20 protein-coding genes and 1 tRNA gene are annotated in these 19,642 nt (G+C 56.1%); 11 read left to right on the top strand and 10 right to left on the bottom strand.

The window, feature by feature from the left end; translation table 11 throughout:
- Positions 1 to 13 precede the first annotated feature (13 nt).
- A complete protein-coding gene (locus ABIQ96_RS08505; RefSeq protein WP_348214143.1) occupies positions 14 to 2,050 on the bottom strand; it encodes a hypothetical protein in 2,037 nt (678 codons plus the stop codon).
- Positions 2,051 to 2,339: 289 nt separating this feature from the next.
- Between ABIQ96_RS08505 and ABIQ96_RS08510 the strand changes: the two genes are divergently transcribed.
- The 8 genes from ABIQ96_RS08510 (at position 2,340) to ABIQ96_RS08545 (ending at position 9,183) form a co-directional block, all read left to right on the top strand.
- Positions 2,340 to 4,025, top strand: coding sequence for a beta-xylosidase (locus tag ABIQ96_RS08510; protein ID WP_348214144.1), 1,686 nt, complete (start codon positions 2,340 to 2,342; stop codon positions 4,023 to 4,025).
- Positions 4,026 to 4,080: 55 nt separating this feature from the next.
- A complete protein-coding gene (locus ABIQ96_RS08515; RefSeq protein WP_348214145.1) occupies positions 4,081 to 4,284 on the top strand; it encodes a hypothetical protein in 204 nt (67 codons plus the stop codon).
- A gap of 44 nt (positions 4,285 to 4,328) precedes the next feature.
- Positions 4,329 to 4,670, top strand: coding sequence for a hypothetical protein (locus tag ABIQ96_RS08520; RefSeq protein ID WP_348214146.1), 342 nt, complete (start codon positions 4,329 to 4,331; stop codon positions 4,668 to 4,670).
- 120 nt (positions 4,671 to 4,790) lie between these two features.
- A complete protein-coding gene (purH, locus tag ABIQ96_RS08525) occupies positions 4,791 to 6,332 on the top strand; it encodes a bifunctional phosphoribosylaminoimidazolecarboxamide formyltransferase/IMP cyclohydrolase (RefSeq protein ID WP_348214147.1) in 1,542 nt (513 codons plus the stop codon).
- A gap of 67 nt (positions 6,333 to 6,399) precedes the next feature.
- The gene (locus tag ABIQ96_RS08530; protein ID WP_348214148.1) at positions 6,400 to 6,639 is read left to right on the top strand and encodes an addiction module protein; all 240 of its coding nucleotides are present in this window, start codon (positions 6,400 to 6,402) and stop codon (positions 6,637 to 6,639) included.
- Entirely contained in the window at positions 6,636 to 6,941 is a 306-nt protein-coding gene (locus ABIQ96_RS08535; RefSeq protein WP_348214149.1) for a type II toxin-antitoxin system RelE/ParE family toxin, read from the top strand. The genes ABIQ96_RS08530 and ABIQ96_RS08535 overlap by 4 nt, the downstream gene beginning before the upstream one ends.
- 461 nt (positions 6,942 to 7,402) lie before the next feature.
- Positions 7,403 to 7,558, top strand: coding sequence for a hypothetical protein (locus tag ABIQ96_RS08540; protein WP_348214150.1), 156 nt, complete (start codon positions 7,403 to 7,405; stop codon positions 7,556 to 7,558).
- Positions 7,559 to 7,617: 59 nt separating this feature from the next.
- Entirely contained in the window at positions 7,618 to 9,183 is a 1,566-nt protein-coding gene (locus ABIQ96_RS08545) for a hypothetical protein (protein WP_348214151.1), read from the top strand.
- A gap of 3 nt (positions 9,184 to 9,186) precedes the next feature.
- Here the strand turns inward: ABIQ96_RS08545 and ABIQ96_RS08550 are convergent, their stop codons facing one another.
- The 5 genes from ABIQ96_RS08550 to ABIQ96_RS08570 all read right to left on the bottom strand — a co-directional run bounded on the left by ABIQ96_RS08550 (position 9,187) and on the right by ABIQ96_RS08570 (position 14,326).
- Entirely contained in the window at positions 9,187 to 10,551 is a 1,365-nt protein-coding gene (locus tag ABIQ96_RS08550) for a nitrilase-related carbon-nitrogen hydrolase (RefSeq protein ID WP_348214152.1), read from the bottom strand.
- Complete coding sequence (locus ABIQ96_RS08555; RefSeq protein WP_348214153.1) at positions 10,548 to 10,961, bottom strand: PIN domain-containing protein; 414 nt, start codon at positions 10,959 to 10,961, stop codon at positions 10,548 to 10,550. The genes ABIQ96_RS08550 and ABIQ96_RS08555 overlap by 4 nt, the downstream gene beginning before the upstream one ends.
- The gene (locus ABIQ96_RS08560; protein ID WP_348214154.1) at positions 10,948 to 11,211 is read right to left on the bottom strand and encodes a hypothetical protein; all 264 of its coding nucleotides are present in this window, start codon (positions 11,209 to 11,211) and stop codon (positions 10,948 to 10,950) included. Before ABIQ96_RS08560 ends, ABIQ96_RS08555 begins: the two co-directional genes overlap by 14 nt.
- A 587-nt stretch (positions 11,212 to 11,798) precedes the next feature.
- Positions 11,799 to 13,184: a ThiF family adenylyltransferase gene (locus ABIQ96_RS08565; RefSeq protein ID WP_348214155.1), complete on the bottom strand. Its 1,386-nt coding sequence runs from the start codon at positions 13,182 to 13,184 to the stop codon at positions 11,799 to 11,801.
- A 2-nt stretch (positions 13,185 to 13,186) separates the two neighbouring features.
- Complete coding sequence (locus ABIQ96_RS08570; protein ID WP_348214156.1) at positions 13,187 to 14,326, bottom strand: multiubiquitin domain-containing protein; 1,140 nt, start codon at positions 14,324 to 14,326, stop codon at positions 13,187 to 13,189.
- 151 nt (positions 14,327 to 14,477) lie between these two features.
- Here ABIQ96_RS08570 and ABIQ96_RS08575 point away from each other — a divergent pair, with 151 nt between their 5' ends.
- Together ABIQ96_RS08575 and ABIQ96_RS08580 are read left to right on the top strand one after the other, a co-directional pair.
- Positions 14,478 to 14,882 (top strand): helix-turn-helix transcriptional regulator, encoded by a 405-nt coding sequence (locus ABIQ96_RS08575; protein ID WP_348214157.1) that lies wholly within the window; start codon positions 14,478 to 14,480, stop codon positions 14,880 to 14,882.
- A gap of 32 nt (positions 14,883 to 14,914) precedes the next feature.
- The gene (locus ABIQ96_RS08580; RefSeq protein ID WP_348214158.1) at positions 14,915 to 15,757 is read left to right on the top strand and encodes an ImmA/IrrE family metallo-endopeptidase; all 843 of its coding nucleotides are present in this window, start codon (positions 14,915 to 14,917) and stop codon (positions 15,755 to 15,757) included.
- 149 nt (positions 15,758 to 15,906) lie between these two features.
- Here ABIQ96_RS08580 and ABIQ96_RS08585 read toward each other — a convergent pair.
- Together ABIQ96_RS08585 and ABIQ96_RS08590 are read right to left on the bottom strand one after the other, a co-directional pair.
- Positions 15,907 to 15,996 (bottom strand) — tRNA-Ser (locus ABIQ96_RS08585).
- A 67-nt stretch (positions 15,997 to 16,063) separates the two neighbouring features.
- On the bottom strand, positions 16,064 to 16,594 hold the full coding sequence (locus ABIQ96_RS08590; RefSeq protein WP_348214159.1) for a cob(I)yrinic acid a,c-diamide adenosyltransferase: 531 nt from the start codon (positions 16,592 to 16,594) through the stop codon (positions 16,064 to 16,066).
- Positions 16,595 to 16,661: 67 nt separating this feature from the next.
- Here ABIQ96_RS08590 and ABIQ96_RS08595 point away from each other — a divergent pair, with 67 nt between their 5' ends.
- Positions 16,662 to 17,414: a 7-carboxy-7-deazaguanine synthase QueE gene (locus ABIQ96_RS08595; protein ID WP_348214160.1), complete on the top strand. Its 753-nt coding sequence runs from the start codon at positions 16,662 to 16,664 to the stop codon at positions 17,412 to 17,414.
- A 7-nt stretch (positions 17,415 to 17,421) separates the two neighbouring features.
- On the opposite strand, the gene ABIQ96_RS08600 is transcribed toward ABIQ96_RS08595, so the two are convergent.
- The gene (locus ABIQ96_RS08600) at positions 17,422 to 18,348 is read right to left on the bottom strand and encodes a LysR family transcriptional regulator (protein ID WP_348214161.1); all 927 of its coding nucleotides are present in this window, start codon (positions 18,346 to 18,348) and stop codon (positions 17,422 to 17,424) included.
- Complete coding sequence (locus ABIQ96_RS08605; protein ID WP_348214162.1) at positions 18,348 to 19,265, bottom strand: hypothetical protein; 918 nt, start codon at positions 19,263 to 19,265, stop codon at positions 18,348 to 18,350. The genes ABIQ96_RS08600 and ABIQ96_RS08605 overlap by 1 nt, the downstream gene beginning before the upstream one ends.
- Positions 19,266 to 19,642 lie beyond the last annotated feature (377 nt).

Raw genomic sequence — 19,642 nt, forward strand, 5'->3', positions numbered from 1 at the left:
TCTAGGGGCGAATCTATTTGCTCCACGATTTCATATCCCAATCTTCGCCGACATTTGTCAGTATTCCCGTGAGCCACGCTTCATGAATGACAGCGGTCTGTTCCGGTAAGGATTTTATATAGAGAGCTGGAATCTCCTTGTTGGCAGATCCGATTAGAAACCCAAGAAGACGAGACACTTCTATCAATGGAATATCACGTCCAATAAAAATTGCATTGGTGATGAGATGGCTTTGCTTTTCCAACGTTTCAGGGCGAACCGGGAAAAGCAGTGACCCGCCGAAAGCTACAAATATTTGGCTTATCAGACGATAGGTTTCGAGAAGAACCTCAAGTGTTTCACTCGATCCGTCATTCGTATCCACCTCTTGGAATTTGGCTGCAAGCTTGAAATACGCCGGCAAGAGCAGGTGAAAAAGAATTTCCGGAACTTCATCGTGAGGCAGCAGCTCGCAATCATTGAGAATTTGCGCGTAGTAGATGAGGGGGGCCAATTCTCTAAAACGAAGATAATACTCGACTGACACAAATGATTCCGTGAGATCGGAAATAGAAAGCGGGATCCGCTCCAATATCAATCGGATCGAAAGTTCCTTTAATCCTAAAAAGTCTTCTAGCACCAACCACGCTTCATCCTCGCGTTCAGTCGCGATGAGTAGATCCAGTAACTCGATGAGAGCCGGGTAGTCTCTCTCTTTCGAATCAATTCTCAGGGTGAAGAATTTTTCCGCCTTTGGGATATAGGCGGGATCGCTCCTCCAGAGCTTTGCCAGAATTCCTTTCGCGAGCGCTCCAAGGTATACGCAATCGAGTTTTCTTTCGAGCCGATCCTCCACTATCACAAGAGCCTCTCTAAACCTTCCTTCCACGCATAGGGCTCTGGCGTGCCAGTAGTGGGCGTGGGGCCAGCGCAATTCAAGATCGGGATCAAGGGAAAAGGCTTGCTCCATGAGCTGGATAGCTTCGGTAGAATTGCCCGAAGAGATAACCATTACACTGGCCTTTGTACAGAGGGCTTCTAGCAAATCGGGCTTAAGTTCAAGGGCGCGATCAATACACGCCATGCCTTCTTCTCGCCTGTTCATATTGATGAGCAAGGATCCGAGATTCTTCCAAGATTGAGCGTAGCTTGGATCAATTTCAAGAGAGCGACGGTAGTGAAGTTCCGATGCTTCTTGCTGTCCAAGAGCACCCAGGACATTGGCCAGATTGTAATAGTCGATCGATCTTCCTAGCCGAGCGATGATCGCCAAGAAAAGTTCCTTGGCTTTATTAAGAAGCAGACGAGATTCCGACGCGATACCCTGCTCGGCAATAATGTTTGCCTTCAGAGCCGTGAGATTCAATTTTTCGATTTCGTCCTGCGAGAGTTTGAGGGATTTTGAAGTGGCGAGAAGCGCGCTATCGTAATCGCGCAGGAAATAGCACACGTCCGCTAGACCTTTCCATGCGCCTGAGTTTTCCGGGTCTGCCTGAGTTTGGGCGGTGAAGGTGGCACGCAGCTTTTCCGGGGATGTGTGCCGTAGCATCTCCTGCTGGTTCTCGTCACTCAGTCCTTGGAGCTTGATCTGGGTCGCGTTAAAACCAGGCGTAGGTGGGACAGTGATACCGAGATGCTTTAGGGCGAGATCTGCATGCTCTTCCTCCAACCGAATGCGAAACCAAGCCTCATCAAGAATTTGTAGTGTGAGTTGATGGCTGGCCTTAAATTCATCACGAAGCTTGTCTTGCTTTTCGATGGTGATCGGGCGGCTGCTGACAAACACGACTCGCTCTATCGAGGCGCTGTGCCGGGTGATTTTTGCGATATCTTTGCGAAGCTTGGCTTCCCATTTGACCTCCATGCTGAACTGAAACGCGGTCTGAGGAACGTCCCGCTTCGAATCCGTCCAGTATCGAACCTCGGCATCCCTACCGTGGTCCCTGCTTTTTCCGCCCGGAATGATGCGAGAATGACCTTCGCGAACAAGTAAGTCCACACACAGGTTTTCGAAACCCTGCGGTTCAATCGAGTGGTGAAGAGCGTAGAGGACGGGACTTGGTGCAGCCATGGTCTGACCGTAGTCTGAAATGGTGTTGGCGAGCAACCACGTCAGTGGTGCGAATTTTAGAAGTGATCATCACCAAAAATCTGTCCCGTTCTCACCTTTCCAGGGTCACAGGTCTAGTAGGGTATTCGCCGGGTTTGCGGTTGATCACTCTGCCTAAATTGAGGTGAGCATCGTGTCGGGATGATCCACATGGGTGTCGCACGGGCACAAGATCCGGGGGGAGTGAAAGGTTAGCGTGACGGGTGCCCGTTACCCGCGGGATTTCCAGAAACCCGAACCCATTGAACCCATGATCCGTCCGATTTCCCTATCCGCTGCGTTTGCGTTAGCTGCTATTTCCCCGACCGCTTCTGCGGAGGAAGAGAAGCCGTTTCCCGTCCACATCACGGTGGATGCCGCGCGGCCGACGGGGCCGTTGAAACCGATCTGGCGGTTCTTTGGCGCAGACGAGCCGAACTACGCCTACATGAAGAATGGCGAGAAGCTCATCGGCGAGTTGGGAGAAATGAAACCGAAGGATGTGTTTTTCCGCGCGCACAGCTTGCTCGTCACCGGCGGGGGGACGCATGGGCTGAAGTGGGGATCGACGAACGCCTACACCGAGGACGCGCAGGGAAATCCGGTTTACGACTGGACGATCGTTGACCGCATTTTCGACACCTATCAGAAGCACGGCGTCCGGCCCTACGTGCAGATCGGCTTCATGCCGCAGGCACTGTCGGTGAAGCCGGAGCCGTATCGCCACCATTGGACGCCGACGGCGAAATACGATGATATTTTCACCGGCTGGGCCTATCCGCCGAAGGATTGGGCGAAGTGGGAGAAACTGGTCTATCAGTGGGCGAAGCACTCGGTGGAGAAGTATGGCAAGGACGAGGTGCTCAGGTGGTATTGGGAAACCTGGAACGAGCCTAACATCGGCTACTGGCGCGGCTCGCGTGACGAGTTTTTCAAACTGCACGACCACGCCGTGAAAGCCGTGCGCCGCGCGATCCCGGATGCGAAAGTCGGCGGCCCGGATCTGGCAGGCGGTGCGGGCGGAGATTTCCTCAAGGCCTTCCTTGACCATTGCGTGAAGGGGAAAAACACCGCCACCGGTGAAACGGGCACGCCGACGGATTTCATTTCCTTCCACGCCAAAGGCCAGCCGAAGGATGTGGGCGGTCGCGTGCAGATGGGGATTTCCAACCAACTGGTGGACATCGACAACGCGTTCAACGTCATCGCGCGTTATCCGCAGTTTGCGAACACACCCATCGTCATCGGCGAGTCGGATCCGGAAGGTTGCGCCGCCTGCCAGGGGCCGAACCTCGCCTATCGGAATGGCACGATGTATTCCAGCTACACCGCCGCCAGCTTTCCTCGGAAGCTCGATCTAGCAGCCAAGCATGGAGTGAATCTCGAAGGGGCGGTCACCTGGGCATTCGAGTTCGAGGACCAGCCGTATTTCGCCGGGTTCCGCACGCTCGCCACCAATGGCGTGGACAAGCCGGTGCTGAATGTTTTCCGGATGTTTTCGAAAATGGACGGCGACCGCCTGCCCGTCACCAGCGATTCCGCCGTTTCACTGCCTGATTTGCTGCGTTCCGGCGTCCGGAACAAACCCGACGTTTCCGCCTTCGCCAGCCTCAGTCCGAAAAAACTCTGCGTCCTCGTCTGGCATTATCACGACGACGACCTGCAAGGCCCCGATGCCGCGATTTCCCTCAAAATCCCCGGCCTGCCCCTCGCCAGCGGCCAGGCCAAGCTCACACACTATCGGGTCGATGAAACGCACGGCAATTCCTTCACGATGTGGAAAGCCATGGGCGAGCCACAAAATCCGACGCCGGAGCAATACGCCGAACTCGAAGCCGCCGGGAAACTGGCGACACTCGGGAAGGAAGCCACCACGGAAATCAAGGATCACGTCGCCGAGATCGATTTCCCGCTTCCCCGCCAGGGCGTGTCGCTGCTGGTGCTGGAGTGGGATTGAATCGGCGGGGGAAAAGCGGATTGCGGGATTTTCCCGGAAGGGATATGTTGAACGCATGAGATTGGAAACCAATGCGGCGATTGATCCGAAGTTGCTGGAAAATCCCGTGTTCCGGCGAGTCATGGAAGACGCTTTGGCAATCCAAGATCGCTTCGCTGCCGAGCCGGTTTACGCCAAGACCGGAAAGGGCTTTCTGAAAAGCGAAGGCGTGGCGGAACTGCAACGCATCAAGTCGCTGGAGAAGAAAAAGGAGAAATGATCGGTCCTCAGCGGCAATGGTTGGCTGATTATTCGTGGGACTTCGTGACCGCGCAAAACGCCGTGCTCTGCGCTGCGAAAAATGCATTACACAAGCCGACTTCCGACGGGCATGACGCGACCAAGGCCTTGTGGGAAAGTCACTATCAGGATTCCATGGGCTTGGATGACGCCGTCGATCTTTGCCGCAGGTGTCACCGTTTGGCTCCGTTCTGCGTTTACAATGGCAACACTTTCACCGCCATCATCCGCGACGTGGTGATCAATTTGAATTTGAAGTCCGACCAAAACCAGATCGTCCGCAGCCTTGCCGGGCACATCGTGGCGGGGGTTGCCAGCGATGAGGAAACGCGGGCGTTCCGAGAGTTTTGCGCGTCTTTGGGGTGATTTCCCCACTCCCTCCGTCCGCCGCCTATTCCGCTTGCCGGGGGGCGGCGGGTTGGTTACGGGGTTGGCGCTGTCCGGCATCCGGTCCGCACCCATCCAACTCCGCGAAAGACTTTATTTATGCCAATCACCCGCGCTCTTCTGTCCGTCTCCGATAAAACCGGCTTGGCCGCCTTCGCCAAGGAACTCCACGACATGGGCGTGGAATTGCTCTCCACCGGCGGCACCTCGGCGGCTCTCCGCGACGCGGGATTACCGGTCATCGACGTTTCCGAATTCACCGGTGCGCCGGAGCTTTTCGACGGCCGCCTCAAGACGCTCCACCCGAAAGTCCACGGCGGCCTGCTCCATCGCCGCGACGACGCCCAGCACGTCGCCCAGGCGAAGGCGAATGACATTCCGCCGATCGATCTGGTGGTGGTGAATCTCTATCCGTTTGAGGAAACCGTCGCCAAGCCTGACGTCACGTTGGAAGAAGCCATCGAGAAAATCGACATCGGCGGCCCGTCGATGCTGCGCAGCGCGGCAAAGAACCATCAGAGCGTAACCGTCATCGTCGATCCTGCGGATTACTCGCGGGTGATCGAGGAAATGAAGGAAAACAACGGAAACACCACAAAAGGTTTCCGCGAACAACTCGCGGTAAAGGTTTTCCTCCGCACCTCGCAATATGATGCCGCCATCACCGACTACCTCGGCCAATGCCGCACCGGCACCTGCTGCAATTTCACCCTCAGCCTGCCGCTCGAACAGGAACTCCGCTACGGCGACAATCCCCATCAGAAGTGCTCGCTCTACGGAAATTTCCGCGAGTTTTTCACCCAGGTCCAAGGCAAGGAACTCAGCTACACCAACATCCTCGACATCGAGGCAGCTTCCGACCTAATCCTCGATTTCGTCCGCCCGACCGTGGCGATTTTGAAACACACGAATCCCTGCGGCGTCGGTCAGGACGACGAGGACCTGCGCATCGCCTGGCAGAAGGCGTTCGAAACTGATAGACAGGCTCCGTTCGGCGGCGTGATCGTCTGCAACCGTCCGCTCACGCTGGAGCTCGCCCGCGTGATTTCGGAAATTTTCACCGATGTCATCATCGCTCCCGAATTCGAAAGCGACGCCCGCGCGCTGCTCCAGAAGAAGAAAAACCTGCGACTCATGAAGATGAACGACGGCTATCTGGCGGAGAAAAAATCCCCCGTCATCCGCTCGTGCCCCGGTGGCATCATGGTCATGGACCGCGACCACACCACGCTGGGCCTCGACAACCTCGAATCCAAAGTCGTCACCAAACGCCCGCCGACCGAAGCGGAAATGCGCGCCATGCGTTTCGGCTGGCGGATCGTGAAACACGTGAAGTCGAACGCCATCGTTTACTCCAGCGCCGACCGTACGTTAGGCATCGGTGCCGGCCAAATGAGCCGCGTGGATTCCTCGCGCATCGCGATTTGGAAAGCCAAGGAAGCCGGCCTCGATCTCAAGGGCAGCATCGTCGCCTCCGACGCCATGTTCCCCTTCGCTGACGGACTCCAATCCGCCATCGACGCCGGAGCCACCGCCTGCATCCAGCCCGGCGGATCGATCCGTGACGCGGAAGTCATCGCCGCCGCCGACGCCGCGGGCATGGCCATGATCTTCACCGGTCACCGCCACTTCAGGCATTGATCCCGCAAGGTCCAAGGGGCCGAATCCGCGGCCTTGTCTTCGATTCCGACCTGATGTAGCGTGCCGCATGAATGTAACGCTGGATACGGTTTTTGCCGAAGCGCTGACTCTATCAGACGAGACGCGGCTGCAACTGGTCGAACGCCTGATCCCGACCATTCATGGCGAGCCTTCACTCGAAGCGGAGCAATTGGAGGAGGTGCGACGCCGCATCAACGAGGTCCGTTCCGGATCGGTGGAGACCGTGCCGGGTGAGGAGGTGTTTCGGGAAATTGAGAAATCTCTCGCTTCCCGGCGGTCCGCATGACGTTCGACTTTCATTCAGAAGCCCGTGAAGAATTTCACGATGCGGTTCACTGGTATGAAGACCGGAGCACGATGGCCGCGGATCGATTCGTCAGGGAGGTTCGTGCCGCCACCGACGCGATCATGTCCGATCCGACACGCTATCAACCCATGGAAAATGGAGTGCGGGTGTTCAGGCTGAAAAAATATCCGTTCAGGATTTATTACCTGTTTGATGAAGACAGCCAATTCGTCTGCATTTATGCGGTGATGCACGAGAAAAAGCGCGCGGACTATTGGCGGAAAAGAATCGGAGGATCTTGAAACTCTTGAAAACGCCACCTTGAACGAAATCCATCACACATGCCCGATCTGCAACGACCTTCTAGTTGAAGTTGAGGCGGGTTTGAATCGGGCGTTCCCGAACGTTCTCCTCACATCGTTTGGCAGCTCGGAGCTTCAAATCCGGCTGAAGAACAAGGGCTGGATGACGTTCATGAGACCCAACCGAAGCTCAAAGGGACTTTATTGCACCCGGTGTGGTTCGCTCACCATCGCCCCTTCGATCGCCACCCATCGAAAAGAACTCGGCCTCGACCCATGAATTCATTTCGAGGCCGATAGGCCGAATCTCAAGCAACCCTACGCGATCAAGCCAGTTCTTCCTCCAACCGCCCAACCTGATCCGCGCGGCCCATCCAACGGTTTTGAATTGCGCAAAACGTTTCGGCTTGCCGCACGCCCTCAAGCTGGCAGCGTGGAGTTAGAACCCGACTCAAAAATCCATGTTATCCGACTCATTTTTCATCCTCGCCTCCCGTGGCAGCGCTTTCGGCAAACTACTTGATAAAATGGGGATCCCCCACTGGATCATCTGGGTCCTTCTTGCGGGTTGGATCGTTTTCGTTCTCTACCGGAAGTTTGCCAGCAGCGAGGACTGAAGGGGGCGACCGGGAACTCATGCCTTGCTCTCGATCGTTGTTTTCCCTGTCATCCGGGGATGAAAAGTCTGCTTGCCGGATCGGCGTGTCTTTTGTTCGCGCTCCACAGTGCCGTGGCCGCGGAACAACAAGCGGCCTACATCTTCGTTTCCCGACTGGACGCCGCGGCTTACGAAAAGGCGGTCGCCGGTCTTCCCCAACGGCGGATCGATCCCGAAGTCGTCAAGGATTCGCCATTTCCCACATGGGGGGTTCTGGTCAGCCGCGTCACCCCGAATTCCCAAGCCTCGCGTGCCGGGCTGACTGCCGGAACCATCATCGATGGTTTGAACGGAGCCGAATACCATTATCACAAGCAGGGACTGGACCCGGATGCCAACGGCAAGCGCGTGGTGTCCGCCGTCACGCCGGATGGCGTCCACCACGATTTCAACTTCAAGCCGGGCATCATCGGAACGTCATCGGGCAAAGGGTATCTATCCGAACAATATCTCTTCCAGAACATTCCCCGCGGCAAATGGGACCGGGACATGCTCGTCGCAGCCCTCGCATTTCAACAATCCGATCACGCTCTCGCCGAAGCCGCGCTCCAACGGGCGGGTGCAGCAGGAATGCCGCCTTCGATTTTCACGACCTACTTCGGAGCGTTGCTGGCGCTGGATCACGGAGAGGCCGCGTTGTCGCGAAAAATGATGGAGGATCTGCTGAAACAGTTGCCCTCGGATCGGAAAAAGATTTCCCGGTTCTTCTTTCCCGGCCTGGCGACGCTCACATTCGCATTTCAGAATTTCGATCTTCTCGAACCGGTGCTGGCCGACCGCGAGGGGATGGAAAACGAGCTCCAGCCGGACTCTATCCAATCTTGGAAGGCTTGGGCGAAAAGCGGACCGCACGAGTCGCTTCTGAAACGCGCCATCGCCAATGCCGGCGACAACGTCATGCAACGCGTGATCCCTGTTAGCGACAATTGGCACGAGGAATATCAGATGATGGACCCCGACCCGCTGCGCCGGGACAACCACACGGCGTGGCTTCCGCCCACTTACTACGATCACCGTCCGTTCGCTCCGCCCGTCCCGTTTCATGATGCCATTTGGGAGACCCGCGTGGCCGTGGGTGACGGCGGAGATTTCAAATCCACCCAGCGGATTTCCTTCAACAACTTCTCGCTGTCACTGATCGACCGCGCCGGCAAATCGGACTTCGCGCGGGAATCTCCGGATCGCGACGGGCGGACCGTGGCCAGTTTCGATTACTACCACGATTCCTCCGGCGAGCGCTATGTCCGGTTCACCGGCGGCCCCGCCTCCGGCGATGTCGAAACCTATCAGGACATCCCGCTGTTGAACGCCGACGAACTCCGCGGTGCCGAGAACCGCGCGAAGTCCGGCCAAGTTCCCTTGGCCGTATCGGATCCACACTTCGTCACCGTAACCATCATCCGCCTCGGTGATGAAGTTGAAATCCTGCTGGACCGCCATCCGGTCCTGCATATTCCCATCGATCCGAAGGTCGGGGAACTGGCCTTCCTCCTCCACGCCAACGGCACCTCGTTTGTCGTCAGCCACATGTCGCTGCGGCCGATTTACCCGGCGAAATTGAACCCGAGTGCGGAAAAGGAATGAAGGTTACGAAAGCGTCCCGCGCTTGAACGGCAGAAGGAGAAAACACCAGCTAACAGTCGCCACGACGAGCACGCACCACGGCGTAAGCCAGCCGAATCGGGTATAGAATGTGAGCACGGTCTCACGTTTCAAGATTCCGGAAATGGGACCTTGCTTGAGCGCGTCGAGCCGGGTGTGGATCTGGCCGTTGGAATCGATGATCTGCGACACTCCGGATGTGGCGACCACAAAGAGCCAGCGGCCGTTCTCACAGGCGCGGATGCGGAACAACTCCGCGTGTTGATCGTGCTGGCGGGCCGTCCACGTCTCGGCATCCATCGTCGGGACCACGAACATTTCCGCCCCTGCGGATGTCATCCCGCGGACGACGCCTTCATAGTCGCAGTCGAAACAAATCGGCGTGCCGACTTTTCCATGGGTCGTTGGCACCGGTAACGCGGTAGTGCCGGGTGTGCCGTCGTCGAAGAAATGCACGGGATGAACCTTCGTGTGTTCGCCCAGAAGACCAGTGGGGTCGAGGGTGAGCGCGATGTTGCGCCACTTGTTATCAGCACCAGGTCCGGCCTTGCTGCCGAAAGTCAGGGTGATGTCACGTTCGTGGCAGAGATTGTTCACGATTTCCCAATCGCGCTTGTTCGTCCGGATGTCGAAAGGCACGGAATATTCGGGCCAGACGAGATGATCGATTCCGACAAGCATCTGCCGGGAACCTGCCAGATATTCGTTGAGAGAAACGCCCTCCAACTGCAACCCGGCGACTTTCACGGCAAGCGGATCCGCCGCCGCCGGTTCCGGACACCGCGGCAGAAAAATCATGGCGGCGAGCAAAATGGCGATGACGGCGGCCGCGAATTTGACCCTTCTAACAAACATCAATGCTGCGGCAAATGCGACGAGAACGCCAACACCATAAACCCCAATCCAAGGCAGAAGAATATTAGGACCCATGGCGAGGCCGGCGGACATCCACGGGAACTTGAGAGGAAACAGTTCGGCGCGGATGAATTCCCAACCGCACCAGTTGATCGCGGTGAATGCCGCGAATTTCCATCCGCTGATTCCGCGCAAGCCGGCGCGGCCCTGCATATGCGCAAACAGTGCGGTGAACGCAGCAAGGATGACCCACAACACGACGACCACTCCGCCGAAAATCCGGAACAACCACGACAGGCCAATCGCATAGGCCGCCATCCCGTGAAGAAATCCGATGGCCCGCGCCCGGGTGCCGCTTTCTCCCCGCAATGCCAGCAGCAATCCCATCAGTCCGGGCACCACCATCCACCCCCAGCCCAATGGAGGATAGGCCAGAGAATACGCCGCTCCCGACAATACGGCGAGACCACAGCGGGCAGGAAAAGTATGGATCATTGGCTTGAAAATGGATTTACCACGGTCACCCCGTCATAGTCCTGCCCGTGGCCGAGGTCCTCGCTGAGGAGCTCCCGGCAGCCGGCGGCTTTTGCCGCAGCAAGGATGGCGGCATCCCAATAGGAAGTTTGGTAACGATCTTTGATGACCAAGGCGGCTTGCAAGACGGCGACCGTGTTTTCCTGAATGCGGAAACGCAGCCATTTCTGAATCAAGCGGGCTGCGATGTCGTGAGGCAGGGCATCCGGACGGCGAGCGTGGGTCGCTTGCACGTAAAACTCCTGGAGCACTTGCACCGAGAGAACCAGATCGCCGCCGGTAAGGATTTCCGTGGCGATGGCGGCTTTGGCAGGCTGGATCGGTGCGAGATCGAGCGAGTAAAGCAGGATGTTGGTATCAATGAAGCGCATGGCGGTCGTGCAACTCGTCGCGGCTCAGGTTGTGGGCGGGATTGAGACTGAGTCGGCGAGCCACCAGTTCCGCCCGCAGTTCCTGCTCCTCGCGCTGGAGACGTTGAAACTCGGTTTCCTTTCCTTCACTCCCGGTGATCTGGACAAGGTAGGCTTTGAACATCGCGGAGAGCGAGGTGGATTCCTCGGCCGCCTTGATCCGTGCCTGGCGGTAGAGCTCATCGTCCACGGAAATGGTGATGTTTTTCATGACGAAATCACAGTTTCACAGCTTCACAGAAATCGCAACAATGAAATGACGGAAAGACGATACGGCAACCCACAGAAAATCGATTGATCATGAAAATCGCTCCGAAAAAGAGCACTCAATTTCAGGCACTCAAATCGAGTTCTTGGACAGGTAGGGAATCGAACCCTCGGTGACATTGCTGCTACACACCGCTACTTCTTCCTGCCCGGAGTTTCTGGCGGCGTGTGAATCCAACTTACTCTCGCCTCTAGCAACACCAGTGGATATTTCCATCACGAATGATAAAGTGACTATGACAGCCTTTATTCTTCCATATCGACGGAGTGATTGTGGCAGCTCCATCATTACTAAAGACGACGTCCCATTGCGGCCGAGACGAGCATTCAAGGAGATTCAGTTGAATCAGCTCACCACATCCACACGGGCAAAGAAGAATCGCCACCCATTCAAAGTCCTTTTCGCCGACGAGATAAACAATGTCCGCTCGTGGTGACGTTGGCACATCCTCTAACCTTTGAACTGTGAAATCGTACTTCCGCTGGCCTCGAATCCAGCGGAAGATATCTTTGATCAACAGTAGTGCCTTCTTAAGCATCGCTCACAGCGTCAAGGAAGGGTTTCATGTCACCCCGACCCGCCAACCGGGAAAGCAGCGGGCACGGCTCGGAATCGTCGAGTTGATTCCAAAAGCCGTTTTTGAGGTCAAACTGCTGCCGCCGATGTTCGCGGTTGCTGCTACTACGGTAGGGATGGAGTCTCGCCAGGAGTTCGTTCACCGCCATCGCGGCACAGAATCCGTTGATTGAGACGACAGCAGGACTCTCGACTTTCACGCCTTTGATATAGCCATCTTGGAGCTCCAGCTCATATTGCTCCGGATGTTTCCTCCGAAGCGTTTCAGCTCTCAAGGCATCGGACGAAATGCAACCTCTGGACATCAGACTCGATCCATCTGGTAGGATGTAGTTCACATTTCCGCAGACCGTGGAGATTCCGCCGTCACCGTCAGCATCAAGTCTCACACCCAAGTCGAAGTAGGGAACAAGGTAGAATGCGGCAATCCGATTGAGCCATGCCCTCCCTTCAACGGAGTCCATGCAGCCGAAGATCACGTCTGCCCCCGCGAGTTGGCGTGCGATCACTTCATCAAAGATATCTCCATGATGTGCGATCACTTGAGTTCCGGTACCCATGGCTTCGATGTGCTTCTTTAGAGCGAACACCTTGGGTTCATTGTGTTTCACATCCTCGCCATCGATCCCAATTATTCGATTGAGATTTCTGGCCTCGGCAATTTTGGGATCGATTAAAATCAGACGACCGACGCCCAACCTCGCGAGTTGCTCTATTACCCAACTCCCTGTCCCCGAACAACCGATGATGGCTACGGTGAGACCAGCCAGAAGCAAACTGGTCCGATCTCCAAAAGTTTGCCGCGTCCTCAACTGAACTTCATCGAGTTCGGCCTGGTGGCCTTCCAAGTGCTCAAAAATAAGAATGTCGTCCCCGACAACTGAAATTCGGTCGAGCGGAGTGAAGTCACCCGACCCTGAAATTAGCCTTCCGAACATCGCCCCTCCCGGAAGCATGACGGCGCTGCCATGAGGGAGTCCGTCGTCGCACCAACTGTGGAGTGCTTTGAACAGCTCAAGGTCGGATTCATCGTCCACTTCAGAGAACTGGGGATAATATCCGGGGTGGCTATGTATTTTCAAGACGGCCATCGACTTCTCCGCCGCTTTCTCATAGGTGCGTCGCCCAATCTCGGTTGGCCAGGTCACGCGAAGCGGTGTTCGCTCTCGGCAGGCGGAATGGTCGACCAGAAGGAGGTCATGAACGCACAGAATTCGCGCTGCATCGGTCTCCAGTCGCCCGCAGAGAGCCAGGGCAACCGCCTCATTTCCGTCGCCCGGGAAGAGATGAGCCATAAGCTTTTCATGCTGTGCGCCGGTTAGGCGCAGTGAATTACTCACGCTCACGGCTTTTGAGCCTCCCTATCAAGCCAAGATTGAGACAGCAGATAGTGCGTGAGCGTGTTATACTCGCCTAGCTTCCAAGGGTTCTCCGGCGTGTAATGCCGCGACCAGCGTTGCCAGCCTAAGCCCCTGACGATTTGAACTGCCTCCGTACAAGGAATCGTCTTGTTGTCGATCCGATGCACGGGCGGGTTGAAATAAGCCATATCAAGTGGCGTACTCGGATACCCTGGCAGGATCTGGATGGCTACAGAGGTGGGCCGCTGGAGAAATTTTTGCGGGACCGCAATGTCGTGAATAATCAGCCATTTGCTTTCCCCTTCCTGCACGGTCTCCCAATTCAAGTTCGAATCTTCCAGGAGTTCTTGGTCAAGTTCGGGAAGCGCGAAATCCCGACTGGCAGAGCCACGACCTTCCGATTGCTCGTTGGGCAAAGTGGTGAAGCGTTCGACACCGCATGCGGTGAGATCTACCTTCTTGTCCAAAGGCACCGGCTCAAATCGCTTGCCGATTTTTTGATTGAGCATCGTCAATTTTGGGTCCTTTCCGGCTCGAAGAAGAATCTCGCGGCCCGTTGGGTGCGACTCGCGCATGACGATTTTTGTATCATCGACCCGAATCAGATACCCGTCGCAGGGTGACAGGGCATCGCCATCCTTGCAGTGTTCTTCGATGTCAAACACCGTAACAAAGACAGGTCCGTCTTTGAAGTGAACCTTTTCGTCGTCAGCAATGGGTTTATCATTGGGACCCACAAGGTCTCGGAGGAGTTGGACTTTCGGATTCAGCCCGAACTGTCGCCGCAAAGCCCCCTCCGTTTGCGTAGGTTCCACGGCGAAAACAAACGCATCATTCAGGATAAAGGCCAGTTTCGCAGGAGCGTTAGGATCGCAGCCAGCTTGCGAGGGGGGCGCATGTTGCGCAGAGCGAAAGACATTGCCCGCACCCAGATCGACGTTCTCATCGTTTTCGATGACGGAGTCATTGGGGGACTGGAGGTCACGGATGATGTGCGATTTGGGATCAATCCCCGCTTGCTCCTTGATAAGAAGAGCGGGAATGATCTGCCGAGGCATTGGAATAACGCGCTCATCAACAACTGCTGCCCATCGTGGGGCGGATTCTTTATTCGTGTTCATTTGTAGTTACAATGTAGCCGATGCGGTCGGACACCGGCACCGGAATGATGCGTTCAATCTGTTCTCGGGGCGGACCATAGCGTTCTACTAGTAGAACGGTCAAGAATAATGTTGCTGGTTTTCGAACAACCGTACATTACTGTCAGGGAGCATGAATTTAGGCCCGCGCATCGTCGCCCTGCGTGAAGAAAGGAGAATCTCCCTTTCGGAGTTGTCTCGGGAAAGCAACATCTCGAAGAGTCTGCTCCACCGGATTGAGAACAACGAAGGTGCAAATCCTGAGCTTGAAACTCTTCGAAAGATTGCGAAAGCGCTGAAAATCACGGTGGGTGAGCTCATCGGAAACGAGGTCGTTCAGAATGCGCGACAATTGCCCGAAAATCGTCCCGAATGGCTTACCAAGTTAACAGCGCGGCTCAAACAAGACGGAAAGGAGCCGGACAAGGACTTTTTGGAAGCACTATATGTCCTTCAAAATCGAAAGGGGCAGGCCAAAGCCGCCGAAGAGGACTGGCTTTATATCTATCAAACTTTCGAAAGAAGTTTCAATAGGTAACAGAGTTCTGTTACTCTGCCTGCACGCACCCAATGAAACAAGAAGCCGCGCCGGCTCATGAATCCATCATCGCCTTGATGCAAGAGGCGCACCATGGAGAGACACCTTCCGACGTAATTCGGAGGAAGGCTAAGGAGGTAATCAACAAGCACCGCCATTTGTGGAAAGGGCCACCATTTTGCCCCTTCGCGCTTGCGGACTTGGAGGGGGTGATCGTAGAGCCCGCTCCTTGTGACATCCGAAGTGATGGGCGAATTTTCCCCAAAGGAAAGGATGTCTATATCCAATACAATGCAGACCAATCTAAGGAACGGATCAATTTTACCATTTGCCATGAGCTCGCTCATACGCTCTTTCCGGATTGCTACAAGAGGGAGCGCCGCCGAACCCCCGCGGAAAAAGCTGAGTGGGAATTCGAGAATTTGTGCAATATTGCGGCATCGGAATTCCTTTTTCCCGAGGAGGAGTTTTCCTTCGAAATTGGGAGTAGCCCCCTCGGAGCCAATCAGATTGCAAATATCGCTGCTCGATTCGGAGCTTCAATTGACGCAACTGCTAGGCGGGTAGTGCATCTCTCAAGATTACCGGCCTGCGTGATATTTGCTGTTTACAATGAACCGAAGGGTAAGGCTGTAACATCGCTGAGTGTCCAATATGCAGTGGCGCATCCAGAGTTTGCACATTCAATTCATCCTAACTTAAGAATCAATTCAAAATCGGTCGCCAACAGGGCCTACGCGCAGCAGCTACCGATTGGTTCGAGCCTTGAGAATTGGTATATCCGGGGGAAATGGGCTCGCCTTCGTGTCGAAGCAATTCCACTTCCCAAATTCGAATCAAAGGAAACTGCTCATTTGGCAATTCTCGTTTATTGAGTCGGAAGAAGACGCGGTGCTCAGTGCTGCGCAACAAGCGGAAAAACCCGTGCAAATCTTTCGGCTCCATTCAACTGGAGGGGCAGCCGACCATTCCTTTTTCCGGACGATGGCTTGCCATTCGTAGCTTCCTCCCAGGAAGCGAAGAATGGCGGACAGGGAGGGATTCGAACCCTCGGTAACATTGCTGCTACACACGCTTTCCAAGCGTGCTCATTCGACCACTCTGACACCTGCCCTTGGAGGGCGGGACGCTAGGAAGTCGCCCGCGGCTTGGCAACCCCTTTTTAAAAATGTTTCCGGGGTTCAATCGGTTGCGACGCGGGCGAGGATCCAGAGGAGGTCGGAAAGACGGTTGAAGAAGAGCCGGACGACTTCGGGAACAGGCTCGCCGGATTCGTGAAGGGCGAGCACGCTGCGCTCGGCACGGCGGGCGACGGCCCTTGAATAATCCAGGCCGGCGCGGGCAAGAGAACCTTCAGCACCGGGTCGGGCCCAACCTGTGAATTTAATGCCCTTGGCTTCGTATTGGTGTGCTTCGCCGGTGACCCAATCGAGATCGGACTGGGTGAGTGCGGCGTATTTTTTCTCAACGTAGCGGGCCTCGTCTTCCGGGAGGTAGGCGAGCTGCCCCATCAGACCGATGAGGCGTTCCTGAAGGCCGTCGATCAGGGCGATCCACGCCGCGTCATGGGCGGCAGCGCGGGCGAGGCCGAGGGCGGCGTTGAGTTCATCGACATTTCCGAGAGCCTCGATGCGCAGGGAGGTTTTTGCGATGCGCTTGCCGAACAAGAGGTCGGTGTCGCCTGAATCTCCGCGGCCGGTGATGATGCTCATGGGAAAGTTCTAGGGCGGAGAAAAATCGATGTCCATCCGCGTTCATCCGTGATTCCTAGGGGCGTCCATGAAACTGGCGAAACTCGGCGACGGCCCGGAAATTTTCCACACCATCCAAGGCGAAGGGGTGAGTGTCGGCGCGCCTGCCGTTTTCATCCGTGCTTCGCGCTGCAATCTCCACTGCGTCTGGTGCGACACGGACCACACGTGGAATTTCGAAGGGACGCCGTGGCCGCATGAGAAGGACTCCGTTCCGGGATACGTGAAGCATCGCAAGGCGGCGGTGACTTTTGAGATCGATCCCGTGGAAGCGGCGGAACGGGTGATGGCGTTCGGTTGCGGACGGACGGTGATTACCGGCGGAGAGCCTTTGCTTCAGGAAAAGGATTTTCAGGAAATGATCGATTTCATCCGGGGGCGCGAGCCGGGCCATTTATTCGAAGTCGAAACGAACGGAACCCGCATCCCCTCGCCCGCATTTCATGATGCGGTGAACCAGTTCAACGTTTCGCCGAAGCTCTCGAATGCGGGCATGCCGGAATCACTGAGATGGAACGCTGAGGCGCTGGGATTTTTCGCCCGTTCACCGAAAGCGTGGTTCAAATTCGTTGTGGCGGAACCTCAGGATCTATCGGAAATCCAACAGCTCCGCGAAACTCATGACATTCCCGTTTCCCGCATCCTGCTGATGCCCGAAGGCCGGACGTCCGCGGAGCTGGACAAAAGCGCGGCGTGGCTGGCGGACATCTGCCGCGAGCATGGATACCGCTTTTGCGACCGGCTCCACATCCGCATCTGGGGAGACAAGCGCGGAGTTTGAATTTTCGTTAGGCCGGCGGTTTCAGTATCGCCGACAACCTCGCGACGGTGGCGAGGATCTGTGGATTCTGCTCTTCCGCCCGATAGCGGATTCCGAAGGTGAACGCTTTCGGCAGGACAAATTCGAAGGCATGCAGGGCTTCCAATCCCGCCTCTTTAAGCTTCATCCGCTCCTCGGCATCCCCTGGGAAAATCATCACGCCAAGTCCGTGTTTGCAGGCATTCACCGCTTCCATCTCGCTCTGGCATTCGATCGCCTCGTCGAGACCGAGCCCATACAGTGATTTGCACCAGTGGGTCAGGAATTCGCGGAAGCCAATCGCCAACGAGCGCGCTGGCAGGATCGGCGTGGAGGAAATGGCGTCCGCAAGACTGAACGAATCCCGGTTGAACACATAATAAGTTGGGCTCCAGGCAATGGTAATTCCCCGTTGCTGCCTGACCACCAGCGTTTTGATCCCGGAAACATCACCCACCTTGAGGAACGAACCCGCCAACACGATATCGACCTCCAGATTCCGCAACCCGCCTGACCAATCGTTGTCCGGTTCGAGATCCTGCCACAGCTCGGCCACCGCCGTCTGGCCCGCCTCGTAGTCCAGCATGCGGGCTTCCTGCCCCGCCTTGCTGCCGTCGGTCCGGATTTTCACCTGCTTGGTTTGAGATCGCTTCCAATAGGCGGCCCGCCGCAACAAGTCCGTGTGCTCCTTCACGATCTCCTCGACTAACGGAACCAGATCCCTGCCCTGATCGGTGATCATCGTGCCGTCCGGACAACGATAAAAAAGCGGAAAACCGACGACCTGCTCCAGCTTCACGATCTGGGCACTGACCGCCGGCTGGGTCACCCCGAGCTGCTGGGCCGCCGCGGAAAAACTCCCCGCCCTAACCAGAGAGAGGAAAACCTGAAGCTCGCGAATTTCCGGTGTGATCATCAGAGCAGCGTCTTGTTCCGGATTTTTTCCACCAAGGCCGGCAGAAACTCGTAGGCGTGCTGGCGCAGGAAACTAACATGCAGTGTCTGCGACACCGGCGTGACCGGCTGACTCTCCACGGCATGCCACCATTCTGGATCGATCTGCACCTCGGGTCCCAGGATCAGAGTTCCTTCAAGGCACTCTTCAGGATGATTGAGCCAATACAGCCACTGAGATTCACCGAGAGTCTCCCAAGAACGATGACCGCCCGGAACGGGAGGAAGCACCGGCAATTTGTTGTAAAGTGATACCACGCAAGCTTTTACAGTGATATTCTCTCCGGTCTCGTTCGCGGTTATTTTCGCTCCGCGCTGATAGAGCCGGTAGGATACCTCGCCCGCCTCCCGGGTTACAAACCGGCTTCCCTTGCCGCTCCAACAACCCACGAAGAGGTCGCAATGCCCGGACACCAGCGCCTTCCCAGCATCTGCGGAATCGATGGGGGTATAGCAGGCGCGGATGCCGTCCAAAGACTGAAGCTGCCGGAACAAGGTCCGGAATTCCAAAGTCCTGAACACCGCGGCGGAACTCCCGACGTGCAACACGCGCCCGTTTTCATGGATCCCTCCGATATGATCCTTCATGCGGTGCCTCGCGGCGTTCAGGAAACGGAGATCATTGAAGAGCCGCTCGGCGAAAGCACTGGGAACCAGCTCACCGCGCAGTCCCTCGGTAAACAGGATGCAATCGAAACTCCGTTCGAGATTCTGCATCATCCTGACAATGCTTTTGCGGTTGCCGAAAATCCCGTGTCCCGCACTCGCGTAGTTTTTCTCCTGGTAAACTTCCTGGAACGCCGTCAGGTGGCGAAAATCGATGGAATCCAATTTGGGATCCCCCGCCAACGGTCCGATTTGCTTTGCCGAATCGTTCATGGTTTCCCGCTGAAATCCGCTACGGAAAGAATTGGGTTCAGGGGGGAAGAATGCCACGGAAGGCGCCCGTGGCGTGCGGATCTTTCTGTCGGTTTTTCCTGCATTCGAGATTTTTGAAGTCCTAACGGTCTTATCAGCCCATAAACGCCCGCGCACTCCAAAAGCTTCTCCGGAGGGTGCCAAATGCGCGCTATGTCCGTTTTTGGGACTACTTGTCCGATTTTGGGACCATGTGGCTGATTTTGGGACCTGCCAAAAGGCCATTTTTGATCGATTCGGACCCGAATTCCCCCGAAATCGAGTACGGTCGCCAAGCAACCGGACTTTTGAAACCATTAGCATTCTGTCCCCACCGAATATCGATGTCTCCGAAGGAT

The sequence above is a fragment of the Luteolibacter sp. genome, from assembly GCF_039920825.1.
GTDB lineage: Bacteria > Verrucomicrobiota > Verrucomicrobiia > Verrucomicrobiales > Akkermansiaceae > Luteolibacter.